Annotated in this window: 20 protein-coding genes; 17 read left to right on the plus strand and 3 right to left on the minus strand. The window is 71.1% G+C overall.

From position 1 onward, the window contains the following. Positions 1-7: 7 nt before the first annotated feature. The 11 genes from BIU91_RS07645 to BIU91_RS07695 all read left to right on the plus strand — a co-directional run bounded on the left by BIU91_RS07645 (position 8) and on the right by BIU91_RS07695 (position 9694). A complete protein-coding gene (locus BIU91_RS07645; protein WP_051596603.1) occupies positions 8-853 on the plus strand; it encodes an ATP-binding cassette domain-containing protein in 846 nt (281 codons plus the stop codon). Then, complete coding sequence (locus tag BIU91_RS07650) at positions 853-1791, plus strand: metal ABC transporter permease (protein WP_071404908.1); 939 nt, start codon at positions 853-855, stop codon at positions 1789-1791. Before BIU91_RS07645 ends, BIU91_RS07650 begins: the two co-directional genes overlap by 1 nt. Then, on the plus strand, positions 1788-2213 hold the full coding sequence (locus tag BIU91_RS07655; RefSeq protein ID WP_027464954.1) for a transcriptional repressor: 426 nt from the start codon (positions 1788-1790) through the stop codon (positions 2211-2213). Before BIU91_RS07650 ends, BIU91_RS07655 begins: the two co-directional genes overlap by 4 nt. A 10-nt stretch (positions 2214-2223) precedes the next feature. Then, positions 2224-2919: an alpha/beta hydrolase gene (locus tag BIU91_RS07660; protein ID WP_071404909.1), complete on the plus strand. Its 696-nt coding sequence runs from the start codon at positions 2224-2226 to the stop codon at positions 2917-2919. 92 nt (positions 2920-3011) lie between these two features. Continuing rightward, positions 3012-4493: a lipase maturation factor family protein gene (locus tag BIU91_RS07665; protein ID WP_071404910.1), complete on the plus strand. Its 1482-nt coding sequence runs from the start codon at positions 3012-3014 to the stop codon at positions 4491-4493. A 383-nt stretch (positions 4494-4876) separates the two neighbouring features. Further along, positions 4877-5113: a 50S ribosomal protein L28 gene (rpmB, locus tag BIU91_RS07670; protein ID WP_027464952.1), complete on the plus strand. Its 237-nt coding sequence runs from the start codon at positions 4877-4879 to the stop codon at positions 5111-5113. After that, positions 5113-5283, plus strand: a complete 171-nt coding sequence (rpmG, locus tag BIU91_RS07675) for a 50S ribosomal protein L33 (protein WP_017886456.1) — start codon at positions 5113-5115, stop codon at positions 5281-5283. The genes rpmB and rpmG overlap by 1 nt, the downstream gene beginning before the upstream one ends. A 2-nt stretch (positions 5284-5285) precedes the next feature. Further along, entirely contained in the window at positions 5286-5591 is a 306-nt protein-coding gene (rpsN, locus tag BIU91_RS07680) for a 30S ribosomal protein S14 (protein WP_017886455.1), read from the plus strand. 290 nt (positions 5592-5881) lie between these two features. Beyond that, a complete protein-coding gene (locus BIU91_RS07685) occupies positions 5882-6169 on the plus strand; it encodes an HU family DNA-binding protein (protein WP_017886454.1) in 288 nt (95 codons plus the stop codon). 163 nt (positions 6170-6332) lie between these two features. Further along, on the plus strand, positions 6333-8375 hold the full coding sequence (locus tag BIU91_RS07690) for a cytochrome c oxidase assembly protein (protein WP_071404911.1): 2043 nt from the start codon (positions 6333-6335) through the stop codon (positions 8373-8375). Continuing rightward, a complete protein-coding gene (locus tag BIU91_RS07695) occupies positions 8372-9694 on the plus strand; it encodes an AAA family ATPase (protein ID WP_071404912.1) in 1323 nt (440 codons plus the stop codon). The genes BIU91_RS07690 and BIU91_RS07695 overlap by 4 nt, the downstream gene beginning before the upstream one ends. Before the next feature lie 339 nt (positions 9695-10033). On the opposite strand, the gene BIU91_RS07700 is transcribed toward BIU91_RS07695, so the two are convergent. Further along, entirely contained in the window at positions 10034-10480 is a 447-nt protein-coding gene (locus BIU91_RS07700) for a DUF4383 domain-containing protein (protein ID WP_171907796.1), read from the minus strand. Between the two features lie 241 nt (positions 10481-10721). On the opposite strand from BIU91_RS07700, the gene BIU91_RS18140 reads away from it, so the two are divergent. Both BIU91_RS18140 and BIU91_RS07710 read left to right on the plus strand, forming a co-directional pair. Further along, on the plus strand, positions 10722-11621 hold the full coding sequence (locus BIU91_RS18140) for a phosphatase PAP2 family protein (protein WP_171907797.1): 900 nt from the start codon (positions 10722-10724) through the stop codon (positions 11619-11621). A 132-nt stretch (positions 11622-11753) separates the two neighbouring features. Next, positions 11754-12893 (plus strand): CE1758 family FMN-dependent luciferase-like monooxygenase, encoded by a 1140-nt coding sequence (locus BIU91_RS07710; protein ID WP_071404914.1) that lies wholly within the window; start codon positions 11754-11756, stop codon positions 12891-12893. A gap of 220 nt (positions 12894-13113) precedes the next feature. Here the strand turns inward: BIU91_RS07710 and BIU91_RS07715 are convergent, their stop codons facing one another. Both BIU91_RS07715 and BIU91_RS07720 read right to left on the minus strand, forming a co-directional pair. Then, complete coding sequence (locus BIU91_RS07715) at positions 13114-13455, minus strand: multidrug efflux SMR transporter (protein ID WP_071404915.1); 342 nt, start codon at positions 13453-13455, stop codon at positions 13114-13116. A 1-nt stretch (position 13456) separates the two neighbouring features. Continuing rightward, entirely contained in the window at positions 13457-13771 is a 315-nt protein-coding gene (locus BIU91_RS07720; protein WP_027464946.1) for a multidrug efflux SMR transporter, read from the minus strand. A 106-nt stretch (positions 13772-13877) separates the two neighbouring features. On the opposite strand from BIU91_RS07720, the gene BIU91_RS07725 reads away from it, so the two are divergent. The 4 genes from BIU91_RS07725 to BIU91_RS07740 are packed head-to-tail and all read left to right on the plus strand — an operon-like array spanning position 13878 to position 17747. Beyond that, entirely contained in the window at positions 13878-14456 is a 579-nt protein-coding gene (locus BIU91_RS07725) for a TetR/AcrR family transcriptional regulator (RefSeq protein WP_071404916.1), read from the plus strand. Between the two features lie 49 nt (positions 14457-14505). Continuing rightward, positions 14506-15519, plus strand: coding sequence for a permease (locus BIU91_RS07730; RefSeq protein ID WP_071404917.1), 1014 nt, complete (start codon positions 14506-14508; stop codon positions 15517-15519). Beyond that, positions 15506-16321 (plus strand): TIGR03943 family protein, encoded by an 816-nt coding sequence (locus BIU91_RS07735; RefSeq protein WP_071404918.1) that lies wholly within the window; start codon positions 15506-15508, stop codon positions 16319-16321. Before BIU91_RS07730 ends, BIU91_RS07735 begins: the two co-directional genes overlap by 14 nt. Beyond that, entirely contained in the window at positions 16311-17747 is a 1437-nt protein-coding gene (locus BIU91_RS07740) for a hypothetical protein (protein ID WP_071414694.1), read from the plus strand. The genes BIU91_RS07735 and BIU91_RS07740 overlap by 11 nt, the downstream gene beginning before the upstream one ends. The last annotated feature ends 33 nt before the right edge of the window (positions 17748-17780 follow it).

Raw genomic sequence — 17780 nt, forward strand, 5'->3', positions numbered from 1 at the left:
CACCACGGTGGACGACCGGGCTGCGGCTCGTCCGGTCCTCGCGCTCCGCGACGCCGGGTTGTCCTACGGCGCCCGGAAGCTCTGGGCAGGCCTCGACCTCGACCTCGCGCCGGGGGAGTTCGTCGCGGTCCTCGGCCCGAACGGCGCCGGCAAGACCTCACTGCTCCGCACCGTCCTCGGGCAGCAGCGGCTCACGAGCGGCACGATGTCGTTCCTCGGGCAGCCGGTGCACCGCGGCCACCGGAAGATCGGCTACATCCCGCAGCAGCGCCTGATGGAGGCGGGGACGCCCCTGCGCGCGCGGGACATGATCGCCCAGGGCGTGACCGGGCACCGGTGGGGCATCCGGCGCGCGTCGAAGGCTGACCGGATGCGCATCGACCGGGTCCTCGACGAGGTCGGCGCCACCGCCTTCGCGGACGCCCCCGTCGCCGAGCTCTCCGGCGGCGAGCAGCAGCGCACCCGCGTCGGGCAGGCCATCGCCGCCGACCCCGCCCTGCTGCTGTGCGACGAACCCCTCATCTCGCTCGACCTGCGGCACCAGCGCGGGATCACCGAGCTCATCGACCGCGAGCGCCGGCAGCGCGAGGCCGCCGTGCTCTTCGTGACGCACGACGTGAACCCGATCCTCGACGTCGTCGACCGGGTCCTCTACATCGCCGGCGGTCGGTTCCGGATCGGTTCACCAGACGAGGTCCTGCGTGCCGACGTGCTCAGCGACCTGTACGGCACGCCCGTCGACGTCGTCCGCACCATGGGACGCATCGTCATCGTCGGGGCCAACGAGGCCCACGAGCACCACCCGGGCGAGGTCGACCCGCACGCCGATCAGCCCGACGAAGGGCGGATCTGATGGACCTGCTGTCGACCGTCTTCTCGTTCCAGGACTACGGCGAGCTCCTCGTGCTCGTGCAGAACTCGATCTGGGCCGGCGCGGTGCTCGGCATCGTCGGCGGCCTCATCGGCCCGTTCGTCGTCGCCCGGAACATGCCGTTCGCCGTGCACGGCATCTCGGAGCTCTCGTTCGCCGGGGCCAGTGCCTCGCTGCTGCTCGGGGTGAACGTGGTGTCCGGATCGCTCGTCGGGTCGGTCATCGCCGCCCTGCTCATCGGTCTCCTCGGGTCGCGTGCCCGGGAACGCAACTCGATCATCGCCGTCCTGATGCCGTTCGGGCTCGGGCTCGGCATCCTCTGCCTGGCGCTCTACAAGGGCCGGGCCGCCAACAAGTTCGGGTTGCTCACCGGGCAGATCGTCTCGGTCGACAACCCGCAGCTGACGTTCCTGATCGTGGTCGCCGCGATCGTCGTGGCGACGCTGCTCGTCATCTGGCGCCCGCTGATGTTCGCCTCGGTCGACCCCGACGTGGCTGCGGCCGCGGGGATCCCGGTGCGGACCCTCGCGATCGTGTTCATGCTCGTGCTCGGACTGGCCACCGCCGTGTCGGTGCAGATCGTCGGAGCGTTGCTCGTGCTGTCGCTGCTCGTCACCCCGGCGGCCGCGGCCCTGCGGCTCAGCTCCCACCCGGTCGTCGTGCCGGTGCTGTCGACGGTGTTCGCGGTGACGTCGGTCGTCGGTGGCATCCTGCTCGCACTGGGCGGCGGCCTGCCGATCAGCCCGTACGTGACGACCATCTCGTTCGCGATCTGGGTGGTCTGCCGGATCATCGGGTCGCGACGCGACAAGCGGGGACGCAACCGCGTCGCCGGCCGGAGCCAGCGTGGCGGGGGCGAGCCGGGCCTCCAGGCAGGGACGACGTCGACAGCCGGTCGGAAGGAAGAGGTGTCAGCATGAACGCCGTGCAGAAGACCAAGCGGAACACGTGGCAGCGCGAAGCGGTGCGCGGAGCCCTCGACTCGACCGAGGGGTTCGTGAGTGCGCAGGCGCTGCACCAGCACCTGCGGGACGAGGGATCGACCATCGGTCTGGCCACCGTCTACCGGGCGCTCGCCGACCTGGCCACCGAGGGTGATGCCGACTCGCTGCAGCAGGACGGCGAATCGCTGTACCGGGCGTGCACGACGGACGCGCACCACCACCACCTGATCTGCCGGAACTGCGGCCGGACCGTCGAGATCGAGGCGGACCCGGTGGAGCAGTGGGCGCAGGACGTCGCCGCCGCCAACGGGTTCACCAACGCCAGTCACGTCGTCGACATCTTCGGCGAGTGCGCCGTCTGCACGGCAGCCCGCGCGACCGCCGCCACCGACGAGTAACCTGCCCCGCATGCACGTCATCCTGGTCCCCGGGTTCTGGCTCGACGCGAGCGCGTGGGACGACGTCGCCCCGGTGCTCCGGGAAGCCGGGCACTCGGTGCAGGCCGTCACGCGCGATGGCGACACGCTCGACGAGCAGGTCGCCGCGTTGGTCGCGATCCTGGACGACGTCGCGTCCGCCGACGAACCCGTCGTGCTCGCCGGACACTCGGGTGCCGGGCCGATCGCGTACATGGCCGCCGACCAGCGCCCGTCGCTCGTCGCGCACCTGCTCTACGTCGACACGTTCCCGGGGCCCGAAGGCGGGTGCGTCAACGACGAGCTGCCCGTGGTCGACGGGGTCGTGCCGCTGCCGTCGTGGGACATCTGGGAACCCGCCACCGTCCGGGGCATGACGCCCGAGGTCCGGCAGGACGTCGAGCACCGGGCGATCCCCGAGCCGGCCTCGGTGCCGTCGGACCGGTTCCACTACGCCGACCCCGCACGGCACACGATCCCCGCGACGATCATCACCTGCGAGATCCCCGCCGCCGAGCTGCTGGCGATGGTGGCGGACCACCAGGCCTGGGCGGCCGAGCTCGTCGCGACCGAGGAACTCTCCATCGTCGGGCTCGAGACCGGCCACTGGCCGATGTTCACGGCGCCGCAGCAGCTCGGCGAGCTGATGGTGCGGGCACTCGCGCCCAAGCCGACGCAGGCGCCGTAGGCCACACACGCCGTCGACGACGCGCGCCGTCGGCGACGCGTCGGGCATGACGCCGAGACGGACCGCAGCCCGCCCCGCGTAGCGTCCCGCCCGTGGACCTCGCAGCCTGGACGCAGTGGGCCGGCGCGTCCGACTACGACGTCGCCCGGTTCGTGCTGCAGCGCGGCGTCGCGGCGATCGCCTGCCTCGCCTTCCTGTCCGCCCTCGCACAGTTCCCGGCGCTCGTCGGGGAACACGGCCTGCTCCCGGTGCCCCGGTTCATGGAGCGCCCGTACGCCCGTCGGCTGCCGGTGGTCTGGCGGTGGTGGCGCTACACCGACCGACGGTTGCGGCTGCTCGCAGGCGGGGGAGCGGTGGTGTCCTTCGCCCTGGTCGCCGGTGTCCCGCAACGGGCCCCCTGGTGGGTGCCGATGCTGTGCTTCCTGCTGCTCTGGCTGGCGTACCTGTCGATCTCCGACGTCGGACAGACCTTCTGGGCCTTCGGGTGGGAGTCCCTGCTGGTCGAGACGCTGTTCACCGTCGCGTTCCTCGGCTCCGACGACGTCGCGCCGCCGATCGTCGTGCTCGTCGCGCTGCGCTGGCTGGTGTTCCGGCTCGAGTTCGGTGCCGGCATGATCAAGATGCGCGGGGACCGCTCCTGGCGTGACCTGACGGCGCTGTACTACCACCACGAGACGCAGCCGATGCCGAACCCGGTGTCGCGGACGGCCCACCTGCTGCCCCGCCCCGTGCACCGGTTCGAGACGCTCGGCAGCCACTTCGTGCAGCTGGTCGTACCGTTCTTCCTCTTCGCGCCGCAGCCCGTGGCGTCGATCGCCGCCGCCCTCGTCCTGCTCACCCAGCTCTGGTTGGTGGTCTCCGGCAACTTCGCCTGGCTGAACTGGATCACCCTCGTCCTGGCCTTCGCCGCGATCGACGACCGGTCGGTGGCGGCGGTGCTGCCCTGGCTGCACGACAGCGTCGAGGCCGGGCCGACCGCGACGCCGGTCTCCTTCGTCGCGGTGACGGTCGCCGTCGGGCTGCTGCTCGCCTGGTTGTCCTGGCCGGCCGCGAAGAACCTGGTGTCGCGGCGGCAGCTCATGAACGCCTCGTTCAACCGGTGGCACCTGGCGAACGCCTACGGTGCCTTCGGCAGCGTGACGCAGCAGCGCGACGAGGTCATCGTCGAGGGGACCCTGGCCGAGGACCCGTCTGACGAGGACTGGCAACCGTACGAGTTCCGCGGCAAGCCGGGCGACCCGAGGCGTCGGCCCGGGCAGTTCGCGCCGTACCACCTGCGGCTCGACTGGCTGATGTGGTTCCTGGCCCTCGGTGCCGACGACCGGTGGTTCCGGGTGTTCGTCGTGCGGCTGCTCGAGGCCGACCGGCCCACGCTGCGGCTGCTCGCCGACGACCCGTTCGACGGGGAACCGCCGCGCTGGGTCCGTGCACGGATGTTCCACTACCGGTTCGCCACCAGGGCTGAGCGGCGGGAGACGGGCCTGTACTGGATCCGGCGGGAGCGGTACCTGCTCATGGCACCGGTCGGGCTCCCCCGTGGTCGTGCCGCGGAGGGCGGTTCGTCCACTTCGTGAGCAGGAACGGTCGGGTCGAGGTGCCCGACCCGACCGTTCCTGCTCACGATCGCGGGCGGCGGGGGTGACCAACGGGGTCACGTGAGCGGGACGGTCGGCCGCCACGGGCCTCCAGACTGGAGGCGCGGCTTGCGACACGCCCGGTCCTCGCGTAACGTGGACCCCTGGTTCTCCGCGTCCGCGCGGCGGACCCGTTGTTCCAAGCCCTCCGACCGTCGCGAACGCCGCGGTCGCGCGGTGTCCGGCTCTCCTTCGACAGGGGATGCGGACCTGGGCGGTGCACACAACCCCCTCGCACGGCCACCCCGGTGGCACTGCGCGTGTGCACCAGGCAAGTGAACTTGGGTGCGGCCGTCCGGTCGCACGGTACTCAGGAGGAAACCATGGCAGCAGTGTGCCAGGTGACCGGCGCCGTTCCCGGCTTCGGTCACAACATCTCGCACTCGCACCGCCGGACGAAGCGTCGCTTCGACCCGAACGTGCAGAAGAAGACGTACTACGTGCCCTCGCTTCGTCGTAACGTCACGCTCACGCTCAGCGCGAAGGGCATCAAGGTGATCGACGCACGTGGCATCGAGTCCGTCGTCAAGGATCTCCTCGCCCGTGGGGAGAAGATCTGATGGCGAAAAAGGGTCAGGACATCCGTCCGATCATCAAGCTCCGCTCGACGGCGGGCACCGGGTTCACCTACGTGACCAAGAAGAACCGTCGGAACAACCCCGACCGACTCGTGCTGAAGAAGTACGACCCGGTGATCCGCAAGCACGTCGACTTCCGTGAGGAGCGCTAAGCATGGCGAAGAAGAGCAAGATCGCGAAGAACAACCAGCGTGCCGTCATCATCGCGCGCTACGCCGAGCGTCGTCTCGAGCTGAAGAAGGCCCTCGTGGACCCGAACGGCACCGACGAGTCGCGTGAGGCCGCCCGCGTGGGCCTGCAGAAGCTGCCCCGCGACGCATCGCCCATCCGCTACCGCAACCGCGACGCCATCGACGGCCGCCCCCGTGGCCACCTCGGTGAGTTCGGCATCAGCCGTGTCCGTTTCCGTGACATGGCCCACCGCGGCGAGCTCCCCGGCATCACGAAGAGCTCCTGGTAAGCACTCGCAGTACACGACGCCCCGTCACCTCCTGGTGGCGGGGCGTTCGCTGTGTACGGGGTACATGCGAGCCGTCATTCGTCACATCTGCCCCTCCAGCACCCCCTCGGAGCCCCGACAACCCCGGAAATCCGGGCGAGTCGGCGGTTTTCACCCCCGGCGGCTGGTAGGTTCAACTCCGGTTCCGCCGGGCCCTCGGCCCACTGGCACCGTGGCACGGGGCACCCGCTCCGGGCGCCGGACGACACGTGCGTCCGACCGATACTGCAAGAAGTCCGAGGAGGACATCCATGGCTGACAAGTCACTGAACCGCACCGAGCTCGTCGCTGCCGTCGCCGCTGAGTCCGGCCAGAGCCAGGCCACCGTCAACGGCGTCGTCGACGCGCTCTTCAGCGTCGTCTCGTCGTCCGTCGCCGACGGCACGAAGGTCACGATCCCCGGTTGGATCGCCTTCGAGAAGACGCACCGCGCCGCCCGCACCGGCCGCAACCCGCAGACGGGCGACGCCATCGAGATCGCCGCGAGCGACTCGGTCAAGGTCAGCGCCGGCTCGAAGCTCAAGGCTGCGGTCAAGTAAGACTGTTCCGCGCATCGGGAGGGACGGCTTCGGCCGTCCCTTTCGTCGTTCCCGGGGCGCGCGGGCGCGTGGTGCGCGGGTCCTGGCCTGGAGGCCCGTGCCGGTTTGCACAGATCGGCCCGCCCCGTCCGTCGGCCGGGTGGGCACCGCCTAGGCTTGACGGGTGAATCGGATCGCGCGCATCGCCGGTCCCGCCGTGCTCCTGCTCGTCGGGTTCGTGGCGCTGCTCACGGCACTCGTCATCGGTGGGGGAGCGAACCCCGCACTCATCGCCGACCCCGGGCCCGTCGTCCGCTTCGGCCTGCCGATCGCCCGGCTCGTCGTCGACCTGTCCGCGGCCACCACGATCGGTGGGCTCGCACTGGCGACCATCGGCCTCTCGCGCTCCGGCCCCGAGTGGAACCGCGCGATCGACGTCGCCGCCGGGGCCAGTGGTGTCTGGACGGTCGCGTCGGCCGTCGCCACGTTCTGCACGTTCCTCAGCGTCGCCGGTTCGCGCATCAGCATCGACGAGCAGTTCGGGCAGTCGATGGGGGTCTTCCTCACCGGCACCGAGCTCGGGCTCGCCTGGCTCGTGACCGTCCTCGTCGCCGCGGCCGTCACGGTGCTGTGCTTCGCCGTCCGTTCGCGGGGCATGGTCGCCCTGACCGCCGCGGTCTCGATGATCGGCCTCATCCCGCTCGCGCAGCAGGGCCACGCCGCCGGCACCGCCAGCCACGACGCCGCCGTGACGGCACTGGGGCTGCACCTGGTCGGTGCGGCGCTGTGGGTCGGTGGGCTCGTCATGCTCGTGCTGCTGCGCGGGGTGCTGCCCGGCGACCGGTTGGCCGTGGTCGTAGCCCGGTACTCGAGCATCGCCCTCGGCTGCTTCGTGCTCGTTGCCGTATCCGGCACTGCGTCGGCGCAGATCCGCGTCGGGGCGCTGTCGAACCTGTTCACCCCGTACGGCACGCTCGTCCTGGTGAAGATCGGCGCGATCGTCGCCATCGGGGTCCTCGGCGCGGTGCAGCGCCGTCGGGCCATCCGTGCGCTGACCACCTCGCCCGGTCGGCAGCGGCCCTTCTGGACCCTCATCGTCGTCGAACTCGCGGTGATGGGTGTGGCGTCGGGGTTCGCCGCGGCACTCGGACGGACCGCCACCCCGGTCGACCAGATCGCCCTGAGCAAGACCACCGACCCGAGCCCGGCGGAGCTCCTGACCGACGACCTGCTGCCGCACGCGCCCGGTGCGTGGGGCTGGCTGACCCAGTGGAACATCGACCTGTTCTGGCTGATGGCCGCCGTGCTGCTCGCCGCGACCTACGTGGCCGGCGTCGTGCGACTGCGGCGGAGCGGCGTGCGGTGGCCGGCGCGTCGCTCGATCGCCGCGGCCCTGGCGGTCGTGTCCCTGGTGGTCGCGACCTCGGGCTCGCTGCATCAGTACGACCGGTTCCTCGTCTCGGCGAACGTCGGTGCCCACGTGCTGCTCGGCCTGGTGGTCCCCGCTCTGGTGTGGGCGGCGGCACCCGTCGCGTTGATCCGCGCCGCCGTGCACCCCCGGAACGACGACAGCACGGGGGTGCGTGAGTGGACCGACGTCATCGTCGAGCACCCCTCCGTGCGGTACCTGGCCCAGCCGTTCCCCGCGTTCCTGCTCGCGGCGGCCCTGTGGTGGGCCTTCTTCGCCACCGATGCCGTCCGGTGGTCGGTGAGCGACCCCACCGGTCGTACCGTCAGCGACGCCGTGTTCCTGTTGGTCGGGCTGCTGGCCGTCCCGACGCTCTGCACACCGGTCCCTGCCGGGCACCGTCGCCCGACCACGGCTGCCGCCGCGGTCCGGATCGTCGGGGCGCTGGTGATCGCGGCGGGCATCGTCTCGCTCGGGATCGCGATGCGCGGGCCGCTCGGGCTGCTGCAGGCGTCGTGGTTCGGCGCGATGGGCCGGACGTGGGGGCCCGATCCGCTCGTCGACCAGGCCCGGGCGGGCCTGGTGCTGATCGTCGCCGGGGTGCTGCTCCTGGTGACCGTGGTCGTGGTGGTGCTCGTGCGGCTGCGGCGTGACGGGGGAGACCCGGCCGACGCCGATGACGCAGTTGCTGCCGGCGACGCAGCTGTGGCCGGTCCGACCGCCGCCGCCGAGCCCGCTTCCCGGGTTGACCAGGACGATCTGGACTTCGACGACGGCAGCGACGACCTCGAACCCTCGCCCGGGGCGGACGCCCGATGAGCATCGAGCTCAGCGACGAACAGCGCGCGGTCTTCGAGTACATCGAGCACACCCGTGACCACGTGTTCATCACCGGGCGGGCCGGCACGGGCAAGTCCACGCTCCTCAACCACCTGTCGTGGAACACCGAGAAGCAGGTCGTCATCTGCGCCCCGACGGGGGTCGCTGCGCTCAACGTCGGCGGCCAGACGATCCACTCCCTGTTCCGGCTGCCGATCGGGCTCATCGCCGACGCCGAGCTGCGGCAGGGCCCGGACACCCGCAAGCTGCTCAACACGATCGACACCCTGGTCATCGACGAGGTCTCGATGGTCAACGCCGACCTGCTCGACGGCATGGACCGGTCGCTCCGCAAGGCCCGCGGTCGGCAGTTCGAGCCGTTCGGCGGTGTGCAGGTCGTGATGTTCGGCGACCCGTACCAGCTGCCCCCGGTGCCCGGCGACGCCGACGAGCGCGCCTACTTCACCGACCACTACCGGTCGATGTGGTTCTTCGACGCCAAGGTGTGGCTCGAGGCCGAGCTCAACATCATCGAGCTCGCCACGGTGCACCGGCAGCGCGACGACGCCTTCGCCGCGATGCTCACCGCCGTCCGGCACGGTCGGGTCACCGCGGACATCGCCGAGCAGCTGAACACCGCCGGGGCACGTCCGGCTCCGGACGACGCCATCACCCTGGCGACCCGCAACGACACGGTCGCCCGGATCAACAAGGCGGCCCTCGAGCGGCTGCCCGGCAAGGTGAAGACCGCCAAGGCCGACGTGAACGGGGACTTCGGCGGACGGAACTTCCCGGCCGACGAAGCCCTCGAGTTGAAGCCCGGCGCGCACGTGATGTTCCTGCGCAACGACGCCGACCAGCGCTGGGTGAACGGCACCCTGGGCATCGTGACGGCCATCCGCGACACGGTGTGGGTCGACGTCGACGGTGAGTCGTTCGAGGTCCAGCCGTCGGTGTGGGAGAAGTTCAAGTACTCGTACGACGCGGACAAGAAGGAACTCAAGAAGGACACCGTAGGGGAGTTCCAGCAGTTCCCCCTCCGGCTCGCCTGGGCCGTGACCATCCACAAGTCCCAGGGCAGCACCTACGACCGGGCCGTGGTCGACCTCGGCAACCGGGTGTTCAGCGCGGGCCAGACGTACGTGGCGTTGTCGCGGCTGACCTCGCTCGAGGGGCTGTTCCTCACCCGGCCGCTCCGGCCGCAGGACATCATCGTCGACCTGGACGTCCGACGCTTCATGTCCGAGGCGCCCCGCATCGTCGCCACCGAGCTCGAGGCCCCGAAGAAGCAGCCCGACGCCGACTCCGACGCCGACTGACGCGTCCGACTGACCCGTTGAGTCCGCTTCGGCCTCACGCCGCCGGGCACGCGCGCCTGTATGCCCGGACGCACGCTGCCGAGCGGTCACGACTCCCCGTCGGTCCTGCGCCGAGCGGTCACTCGTCGTCGCCTGGACACTCCGCATCCGACAGTTCGTGACCGGCCGACGCACCTGAGCGGGGAGTCGTGACCGCACGACACCCCCGCCGGACCACCCCCCCCGCCGGACGACACCCCCGCCGGACCACCCCGCCGAAACGCCCCGCCCCCGCGCACGCGACGACGCCCGCCTGCCGGAGCGGCAGACGGGCGTCGGGAGTGCAGTCGAGCGGGTGCGTCAGGCGCGCGCCGCTCGCAGCGCGCGGAGGTTCTCCTTGTCGGCACCGAGCGCGGTGAGCAGCAGGAGCACACCGACGATGGCGTGGAACACGTTGTCCGTCGTGTTCAGGGCGAAGACGTTGGCCGAGGTGTCGACGAAGACGAAGCCGTACACCGCGAAGAGGACGAGCAGGACGCCGACGAGCAGGTTGCCGTTGCGCGATCCGACGGTGTTGCCGAGGCCGGTGATGAGCAGCACCGCGGCGAGCAGCACCCACACCAGGCAGAGCGCCGGGTTGACGCCGAACGCGTTCCACAGCATGCCGCCCTGGCGGTTGAAGAAGCCCGGGTCGCCGTCGGCGGCGAAGAAGAAGCCCAGGACGCCCCAGAGTGCGAGGACGCCGCCGGCCGTGAGTGCGAGACCCCGGTTCGGCGAGGCGATGATGCCCGGTTCCTTGATGGCCACTTCGGTTTCCTCCTCGTACACTGCCGACGCGACGTGCGTCGGTCCCGCGTGGTGCGACGGCCCGGCGGGGATCACCGATCCCCTCGTGTCAGCGCGCAGTGCACGGCCGACGGGGGTGCGGTTCCCAGCCTCCGGCCGGTGCTCCAACGGTATCGTGTCGGACCCCGACCGACCCAATCGCAGCGCCGCCGCCATTCGTGCGACGAGCCCGACGACGACCACTCCGAGGAGGACCAGCCCGGTGACCTTGACACCCGAGCGCAGTGCATCCGAGTCGCGCGGACCGTGGGTCTCGCGGCGGGGGCGGTGGGCTGCGCTGGCGGCTCTGGGGTTCGTGATCGTGCCTCTCGTCTACGGGGTCGCGGTGCTGACCCCGGTCGGTCAGAAAGCGGAGGACGCCGCGCTCGGCGGGGTCCGGGAGTCCGACCTGTTCAGCTCGGACACTGCGCTCAACGTCATCTCGGTGCCGGTGATCCTGTTGCTCGTCGTCGTGATCGTCGCCGTGGCGTTCGCCAGACGGCGGCTCTCGGTGGGACTCGGCGCGGGGGTCGTGGTGCTCGCGTCGGCGGCCACCTCGACGCTCGTCAAGCGTATCGCCGTGCGCCCTGAGATCGCTCAGTCGACGACGCCGAACTCGTTCCCGTCCGGGCACGCGACGATCGCACTGGCGGCGCTGTTCGCGGTCCTGATGGTCACGCCTCGTCGGTTCCGCCCGCTGGTGACCATCGTCGGCGTCGGGTACGCGGTCTTCGTGGCGAACCAGACCGTGGTCTACGGCTGGCACCGGGTCAGCGACATCATCGGCGCGTGCGCGATCGCGATGTTCTGGCTCGGGATCGTCCGCGCGGTCGGACCCCGGGTCGACCGCGGGCTCCGGGGCGACCGTGACGGTCGGCGGGGGCCTCGGCGGGTGGTGAGCGTCGTGCTCCTCGTCGCGACCGGGCTCACGCTGGTGATCGGTGTCGCGGCGCTCGTGGTCGGCCTGACCGGTGACGGCGCGTACGACCACGCCGCGATCCTGGTGGCGGGGCGGTTGGCGTCCAGCGCGAGCGTCCTGGCGGTCGTGACCATCGTGTGGTTCCTCGACGGGATGCACCATGCCGCGCGCACCGACCCGGCCACGTTGCCCGCCGCCCGCTGACCCGGGGAGCCGAGCCGGGCCTCCAGGCCGCCCGACTGACGGGCGCGAGCCTGGCGGGAATGCCACGCCGTGCGCTACGTTGTACCCAGCAAGTCGATGCAAACGCATCGAAATCGCGAAAGGCGGCGCATCATGCAGTTCGGCATCTTCACGGTCAGTGACGTCACGACCGACCCCACGACCGGCACCACGCCGGACGACACCCGGCGCGTCCGCGACATCCTGACGATCGCCGAGCACGCCGACCAGGCCGGGCTCGACGTCTTCGCGACCGGTGAGCACCACAACCCGCCGTTCGTGGCCTCGTCGCCGACCACGCTGCTCGCCTACCTGGCGGCGAAGACGAAGGACATCACGCTGTCCACGTCGACGACCCTGATCACCACGAACGACCCGGTGCGCATCGCCGAGGAGTACGCGATGCTCCAGGTCGTGTCCGACGGCCGCATGGACCTGATGATGGGCCGCGGCAACACCGGCCCCGTCTACCCGTGGTTCGGGCAGGACATCCGCCAGGGCGTCAACCTGGCGATCGAGAACTACGCACTCGTCCGCCAGCTCTGGGAGAACGACGTCGTCAACTGGCAGGGCAAGTTCCGCACGCCGCTGCAGGGCTTCACCTCGACCCCGCGTCCGCTCGACGGTGTCCCGCCGTTCGTCTGGCACGGCTCGATCCGCACGCCGGAGATCGCCGAGCAGGCGGCCTACTACGGTGACGGCTTCTTCCACAACAACATCTTCTGGCCGATCCAGCACACCGAGCAGATGGTCGGCCTGTACCGCCAGCGCTTCGAGCACTACGGGCACGGCCGCGCCGACCAGGCGATCGTCGGGCTCGGTGGGCAATTCTTCGCGCGGAAGAACTCGCAGGACGCGATCAACGAGTTCCGGCCCTACTTCGACAACGCCCCGGTCTACGGCCACGGCCCCTCGATGGAGGACTTCACCGCCCAGACCCCGCTCACCGTCGGTTCGCCGCAGCAGGTCATCGACCGGTACGCGGCGATGAAGGACCACGTCGGCCACTACCAGCGCCAGCTGTTCCTCATCGACCACGCCGGCCTGCCGCTCAAGACGGTGCTCGAGCAGATCGACATCCTGGCCACGGACATCGTGCCGGAGCTGCGCAAGCTGAACGACGAGGGTCGCCCCGCCGACGTCCCGTCGGACCCGCCGTCGCACGCGGCACGTGCTGCTGCCGCGATGGCGGCCGGCACGGTCGGCAGCGACCACGTCGCCGCCGAGGACGAGTGGACGGGCGCGTCCGTCTGACGCTCCCAGCGCTCGCTTCGTGAGCAGGAGCGGTCGGATCCCGCGAGGTGACCCGACCATTGCTGCTCACCATGCGCGGTGGGCGTGACCCCAGATCCGCCGGGAGGCCCGGTGCCAGCTGGCACCGGGCCTCCCGTCCGTCTCGGCGCGCGTTCTCGGACCGCACTCGCCTCACGGGGTCAGCGACACCTCACAGGATCGCTGGTGCGTGAGCTGTCGCTCAGCGCGTGAGGTCGGCGGCGGGGCGGGCCGGCACGAGCTTGAGGCCGACGACGCACCCGACGATGCCGGCGATGAACAGCAGGCGCAGGACGGTGACGGGCTCCGCGCCGGTGGCCATGCCCCAGAGCACGGTGAGGGCGGCACCGGTACCGGTCCACACCGCGTACGCCGTGCTGATCGGTATGTGCTTGAGGACGTAGCCGAAGGCGACCAGGCTGATCACGATCGTGACGGCGAACACGACCGTCGGGCGGAGCTCGGTGAAGCCGTCGCTCTCGCCGAGGGCGGTCGCCCAGACGGTCTCGAGTGCGGCGCTGACGAACAGGACGATCCAGGCCACGTCAGCTCACCACCTTCAGGCCGATGACGCACGCCACCAGGCCGAAGACCAGGGCGAGGCGGGCGAAGGACGCGGCCTCCTGTCGACGGAGGATCGCGACGACCACGGTCAGGGACGCCCCGATGCCGACCCAGACGGCGTAGGCGGTGCCGACGGGGATGCTCTTCATCGCGAACGCCAGCCCGACCATGCTCAGGGCCATCCCGGCGACGAACACGATCGTGGGGACGACCTTCTTGAAGCCGTTCGAGGCGCTGAGGGCGGTGGCCCAGACGGCCTCGAGCACGCCGCTGAGCACGAGGATTGCCCATGCCATGACGATGTCCTTTCCTGCGGGAGTCGTTCGTTCTCGTTGTCGTACGACTGTGCGACAACGACCTCGACGGTAGCACGAGTTCGTACGACTGTGCGAGTATGGCGTCGTGGCCAGGAGCATGGACGTCGACGAACGGCGCCGCACCGTGTCCGAGGCGGCGTGCCGGGTCCTCGTGCGCGACGGGCTCGGAGCGTTGAGCGTGCGGAACGTCGCCGCCGAGGCCGGACTGCCGCCGAGCACGGTCCGCTACACGTTCCCGACCCAGGCGAGCGTCCGCGAGCACACCATCACGCTCGTGTTCGACCGGATCCGCGAGCGCATCGACGCCATCCCGGCTGACCTCACGCCCGCCCGACGCGCACGCCGGATCGTGCTCGAACTGCTGCCCCTCGACGAGGAGCGGGTCATCGAGCTCGAGGTCTACCTGGCACTCGGCAACGCCGCGCTCACCGACGTCGGGCTCCGGCCGACGCTCGACCGGACCGTCGCGGCGATGCGGACGTGGTGCGAGGAGGTCCTCGGGTTGCTCGGGGTACCAGCGGACGACCGGGAGTACGAGGCCTGCCGTCTGCACGCGCTCCTGGACGGGCTCGCGATGCAGGTCGTCCGACTGGCTCCGGGGGAGTCCGGCGACTGGGCGATCGACGTGCTCGACCGGCACCTGGCCGGCGTCACCGCGGGTTGAGCCGCCCCGTGCGCAGCCCCGGGCAGGAGGCGTCACCTATCCTGGCCCGGTGACGACGACCACGCGGCCGCCGCAGCGCACCCGGAGCCTCACCGGCCCCGGCCTGGTGCTGCTCGCCGTCATCGTCCTGCTGGGCATCCGGCTGTTCTCCCCGAGCATCGGGTCGACCGGGCTGCCGGACGTCGTGCAGGACTTCCTCACGCTGGCGATCAGCGTCGTCGTCGAGTCCCTGCCGTTCGTGGTGCTCGGCATCGTGCTGTCGATCGTCGTCGAGGTCTGGGTGCCGGTCGGCGCGCTCGAGAAGGTCCTGCCGCAGAACGCCTTCGGCCGTCGCGCCGTGATCTCCCTGATCGGCATGCTCTTCCCGGTGTGCGAGTGCGGGAACGTGCCCCTCGCCCGCGGCCTGATGATGCGTGGGTTCACGCCTGCCGAGGCCGTCACGTTCCTCGTCGCGGCCCCGATCCTCAACCCGCTCGTCATCATCAGCACCGCGCAGGCGTTCGGTTGGTCCGGGTGGATCCTGCCGGTGCGCATCGTCGGCGGGTTCGTCATCGCGAACCTCGTCGGCTGGATCGTCGCCGCGCACCGCCGTCCGGCCGACCTGCTGCTCCCCGCCTTCGAGGCCCGGTGCCGTGCGGCCGTCGGAGCGCCCCGCGGCCTGCACCGCTGGCGGCAGAGCGCCGCGCAGTTCGGCGGCGAGACGGCGACGATGATGCCGGCACTGTTCGTCGGTGCCGGCCTGGCCGCGGCGATCCAGGTCGCCGTGCCCCGATCGACCCTGGTGGCCGTCGGCTCGAACCCGGTGCTGTCCGTCGCGGCGATGATGCTGCTGGCGATGACGGTGTCGCTCTGCTCGAACGTCGACGCCTTCTTCGCGCTGTCCTTCGCGTCGACGTTCCTGCCCGGGTCGATCACGGCCTTCCTGATCATCGGGCCGATCATCGACGTCAAGATGATCGCCCTGCTGCGCACGACGTTCCGGGTCCGCTTCCTGGTGCTGCTGTCCGTCGTGTGCGTCCTGTTCGCCGGAGCCGTCGGGTTGGTGATGAATGTCCTCGTCTGATGCACGCAGCAACGCGGCCGCGTACCTGGGTCTCGGGTCGGTGCTGGCCGCCGCCCTCTGCACGCTGTGGCTCGCGCTGGTCGGGCACCTCGACCTGTACATCAACCCGCGGTACTCGGTGTTCACGGTCGTGCTCGCCGCCGTCGGGGTGCCCGCGTCGATCGCCGCACTCGTCGTCATCGCCCGGGGCCACGGCCACACCCACGGCGACGACGAGGACGACCTCGATCTGCACCAGCAGCAGCGGACGGGAGGCAGCGGTCGCGCCGTCCGCCTCGCCCTCGGCGGAGCCGCCGCCGTCGTCACGATCGGCGTCACCGTCGCGATGCTCGTCCTGCCGCCGACGACGCTGTCCGCCCGCACCGCCCAGCAGCGGAGCGTGGACGCCGCGACCCTGTCCAACGCCACCGGCTCGGAGTCCGCGGTGCAGCTGCTCGGCAGCGAGGGCGTCGACACCTCGGAGTACGGCGTCAAGGACTGGGCCGCGCTGATCCGACAGACCACGGACACCACGGCCCTGGTCGGCAAGCAGGTCGAACTGACCGGCTTCGTGGTGCCGGGCGACGACGGGTCCTTCACCCTCACTCGCTTCGTGATCAGCTGCTGCGCCGTGGACGCACAACCGGTCGGCCTCGGTGTCGTGACCGGCGACGGCACCGGGACCGTCCCCGACGAGGGGCAGTGGGTCACCGTCCGCGGGGCCCTGGCCGCCAACCCGGACCAGTCCGCCGACGCCCGCATCGTCGTCAAGGCCGCGAAGATCACCGACATCGCCCAGCCCGAGGACCCGTATGAGTTCTGAGCGCCGGGGAGACCAGCACCACGGAGACCAGCGCCGCGAGCGCCGCCCCGTCGCACACCGCTTCCACCGCCGGTACGTCGCCGTCGTGGTGGTCCTCGCCGTGGTCGCCGCGCTCGCCGCGGTCGTCGGCTCGCAGCAGGGCCCGCGGCTCCGCGACGTGTCCTACGACGCGACCGGTCTCGTCACCCGGCCGGCCCAGCGGGTGATCCTCACGGCGAACCAGGCGCTGCAGAAGGTCGCCGCCGCCGACGTCCGGGTCAGCCCGGCTGCGGCGCACACCGTGACCTCGAGCGGCAACACCATCGCCGTCGAGTTCGCCGGACCCCTGGCCTACGACCGCGAGTACACCGTGACGGTCGCGGACGTCCGGGCACCCGGGCAGCGCGCCACGTCCGACCTGACCGCGGCGATCCGCACCGGCAGCACCGACGTGCTCGCACTCGTGCCCGGGCAGGCCGGGGCGAAGGACCGCATCGTCCGACGCTCCCTCGATGCGGGCGGCGCCACCACCGTCTACGAAGGCACCGCGATCTCCGAGTACGCCCGGCTCGGCCGTTCCCTGGTCGTCGTGAGCGGCACGGACGCCAGCTCGTCCGTGGACATCGTGGCGCTGAGCGGTGGCGTGCAGGACGCCGACGCCCCCGTCGAACACCTCACCCTGCCGACCGCCGAGGGCCGCGTCACGGCGCTCCACGTCGCCGACGACGGGGCCTCGTTCGGGTTCGAGTACGCCGACACCTCGACCGGGCAGTCCCGGAACACCGGCCTGTACGTGGTCGACATGACGGGCACCCACATGCCCACGGCGATCGCGGCGAACGGCAAGCCGAAGACGGGGGCCGTGCCGATGACGGTCGGGCAGTGGGCCTACGTGCCGCGGACCGAGAGCGCGCTGGTCCGGACGGGCAGCGACGACCTGGTGCTCGTCGACATGAGCGGGCGTGCCGACCCGGTCCGGCTCGGCAGCGCCACCTACCTGCACGGCTTCGTCGGCACCGGCACCACCGCCGTCGTGGAGACGGGCACCAGGATCGAGCGGCTGGACCTGACCGACGGGTCGAAGTCGGCGCTGCAGGCGCCCGCCGCGAGCACCGACGCGGCCGTCCTCGGCCGCATCGCCCAGCTGTCCGACGACACGTACCTGCGGGTGCTGGGGGACGTGCGGTCGGACGGCACCATCGCGGCACGGATCGTGCGGGTGGACGGGGGACGGGCCTCCCGGCTGCCGGTGACGATCCCGGACGACGCGAGCGTCACCGCGGTCTGCCCGTCCCCGAACAGCCAGTTCGTCGCGGTCGCGACGAAGTCGGCGACCGGCGAGCTCGTGAGCATCGTCGACGCGGCCTCCGGCGCGCTCGAGGCGAGCATCGACGCGGGCTCCGTCGACTGGTGCGGCGCGCTGCCGTCCGGTGACGAGGTCGGCTGACGGCACCGAGACCACAGACGGGAGGCCCGTTGC

The organism is Curtobacterium sp. MMLR14_002 (genome assembly GCF_001864975.1).
GTDB classification, from domain to species: domain Bacteria; phylum Actinomycetota; class Actinomycetes; order Actinomycetales; family Microbacteriaceae; genus Curtobacterium; species Curtobacterium flaccumfaciens.

Bases quoted from the DNA above. Each gene is read 5' to 3' on its own strand.
- rpmB (WP_027464952.1), top strand. From the start codon at position 4,877: ATGGCAGCAGTGTGCCAGGTGACCGGCGCCGTTCCCGGCTTCGGTCAC.
- BIU91_RS07660 (WP_071404909.1), top strand. From the start codon at position 2,224: ATGCACGTCATCCTGGTCCCCGGGTTCTGGCTCGACGCGAGCGCGTGG.
- BIU91_RS07720 (WP_027464946.1), bottom strand. From the start codon at position 13,771: ATGGCATGGGCAATCCTCGTGCTCAGCGGCGTGCTCGAGGCCGTCTGG.
- rpmG (WP_017886456.1), top strand. From the start codon at position 5,113: ATGGCGAAAAAGGGTCAGGACATCCGTCCGATCATCAAGCTCCGCTCG.
- BIU91_RS07650 (WP_071404908.1), top strand. From the start codon at position 853: ATGGACCTGCTGTCGACCGTCTTCTCGTTCCAGGACTACGGCGAGCTC.
- BIU91_RS07685 (WP_017886454.1), top strand. From the start codon at position 5,882: ATGGCTGACAAGTCACTGAACCGCACCGAGCTCGTCGCTGCCGTCGCC.
- BIU91_RS07710 (WP_071404914.1), top strand. From the start codon at position 11,754: ATGCAGTTCGGCATCTTCACGGTCAGTGACGTCACGACCGACCCCACG.
- rpsN (WP_017886455.1), top strand. From the start codon at position 5,286: ATGGCGAAGAAGAGCAAGATCGCGAAGAACAACCAGCGTGCCGTCATC.
- BIU91_RS07740 (WP_071414694.1), top strand. From the start codon at position 16,311: ATGAGTTCTGAGCGCCGGGGAGACCAGCACCACGGAGACCAGCGCCGC.
- BIU91_RS07735 (WP_071404918.1), top strand. From the start codon at position 15,506: ATGTCCTCGTCTGATGCACGCAGCAACGCGGCCGCGTACCTGGGTCTC.
- BIU91_RS07695 (WP_071404912.1), top strand. From the start codon at position 8,372: ATGAGCATCGAGCTCAGCGACGAACAGCGCGCGGTCTTCGAGTACATC.
- BIU91_RS07655 (WP_027464954.1), top strand. From the start codon at position 1,788: ATGAACGCCGTGCAGAAGACCAAGCGGAACACGTGGCAGCGCGAAGCG.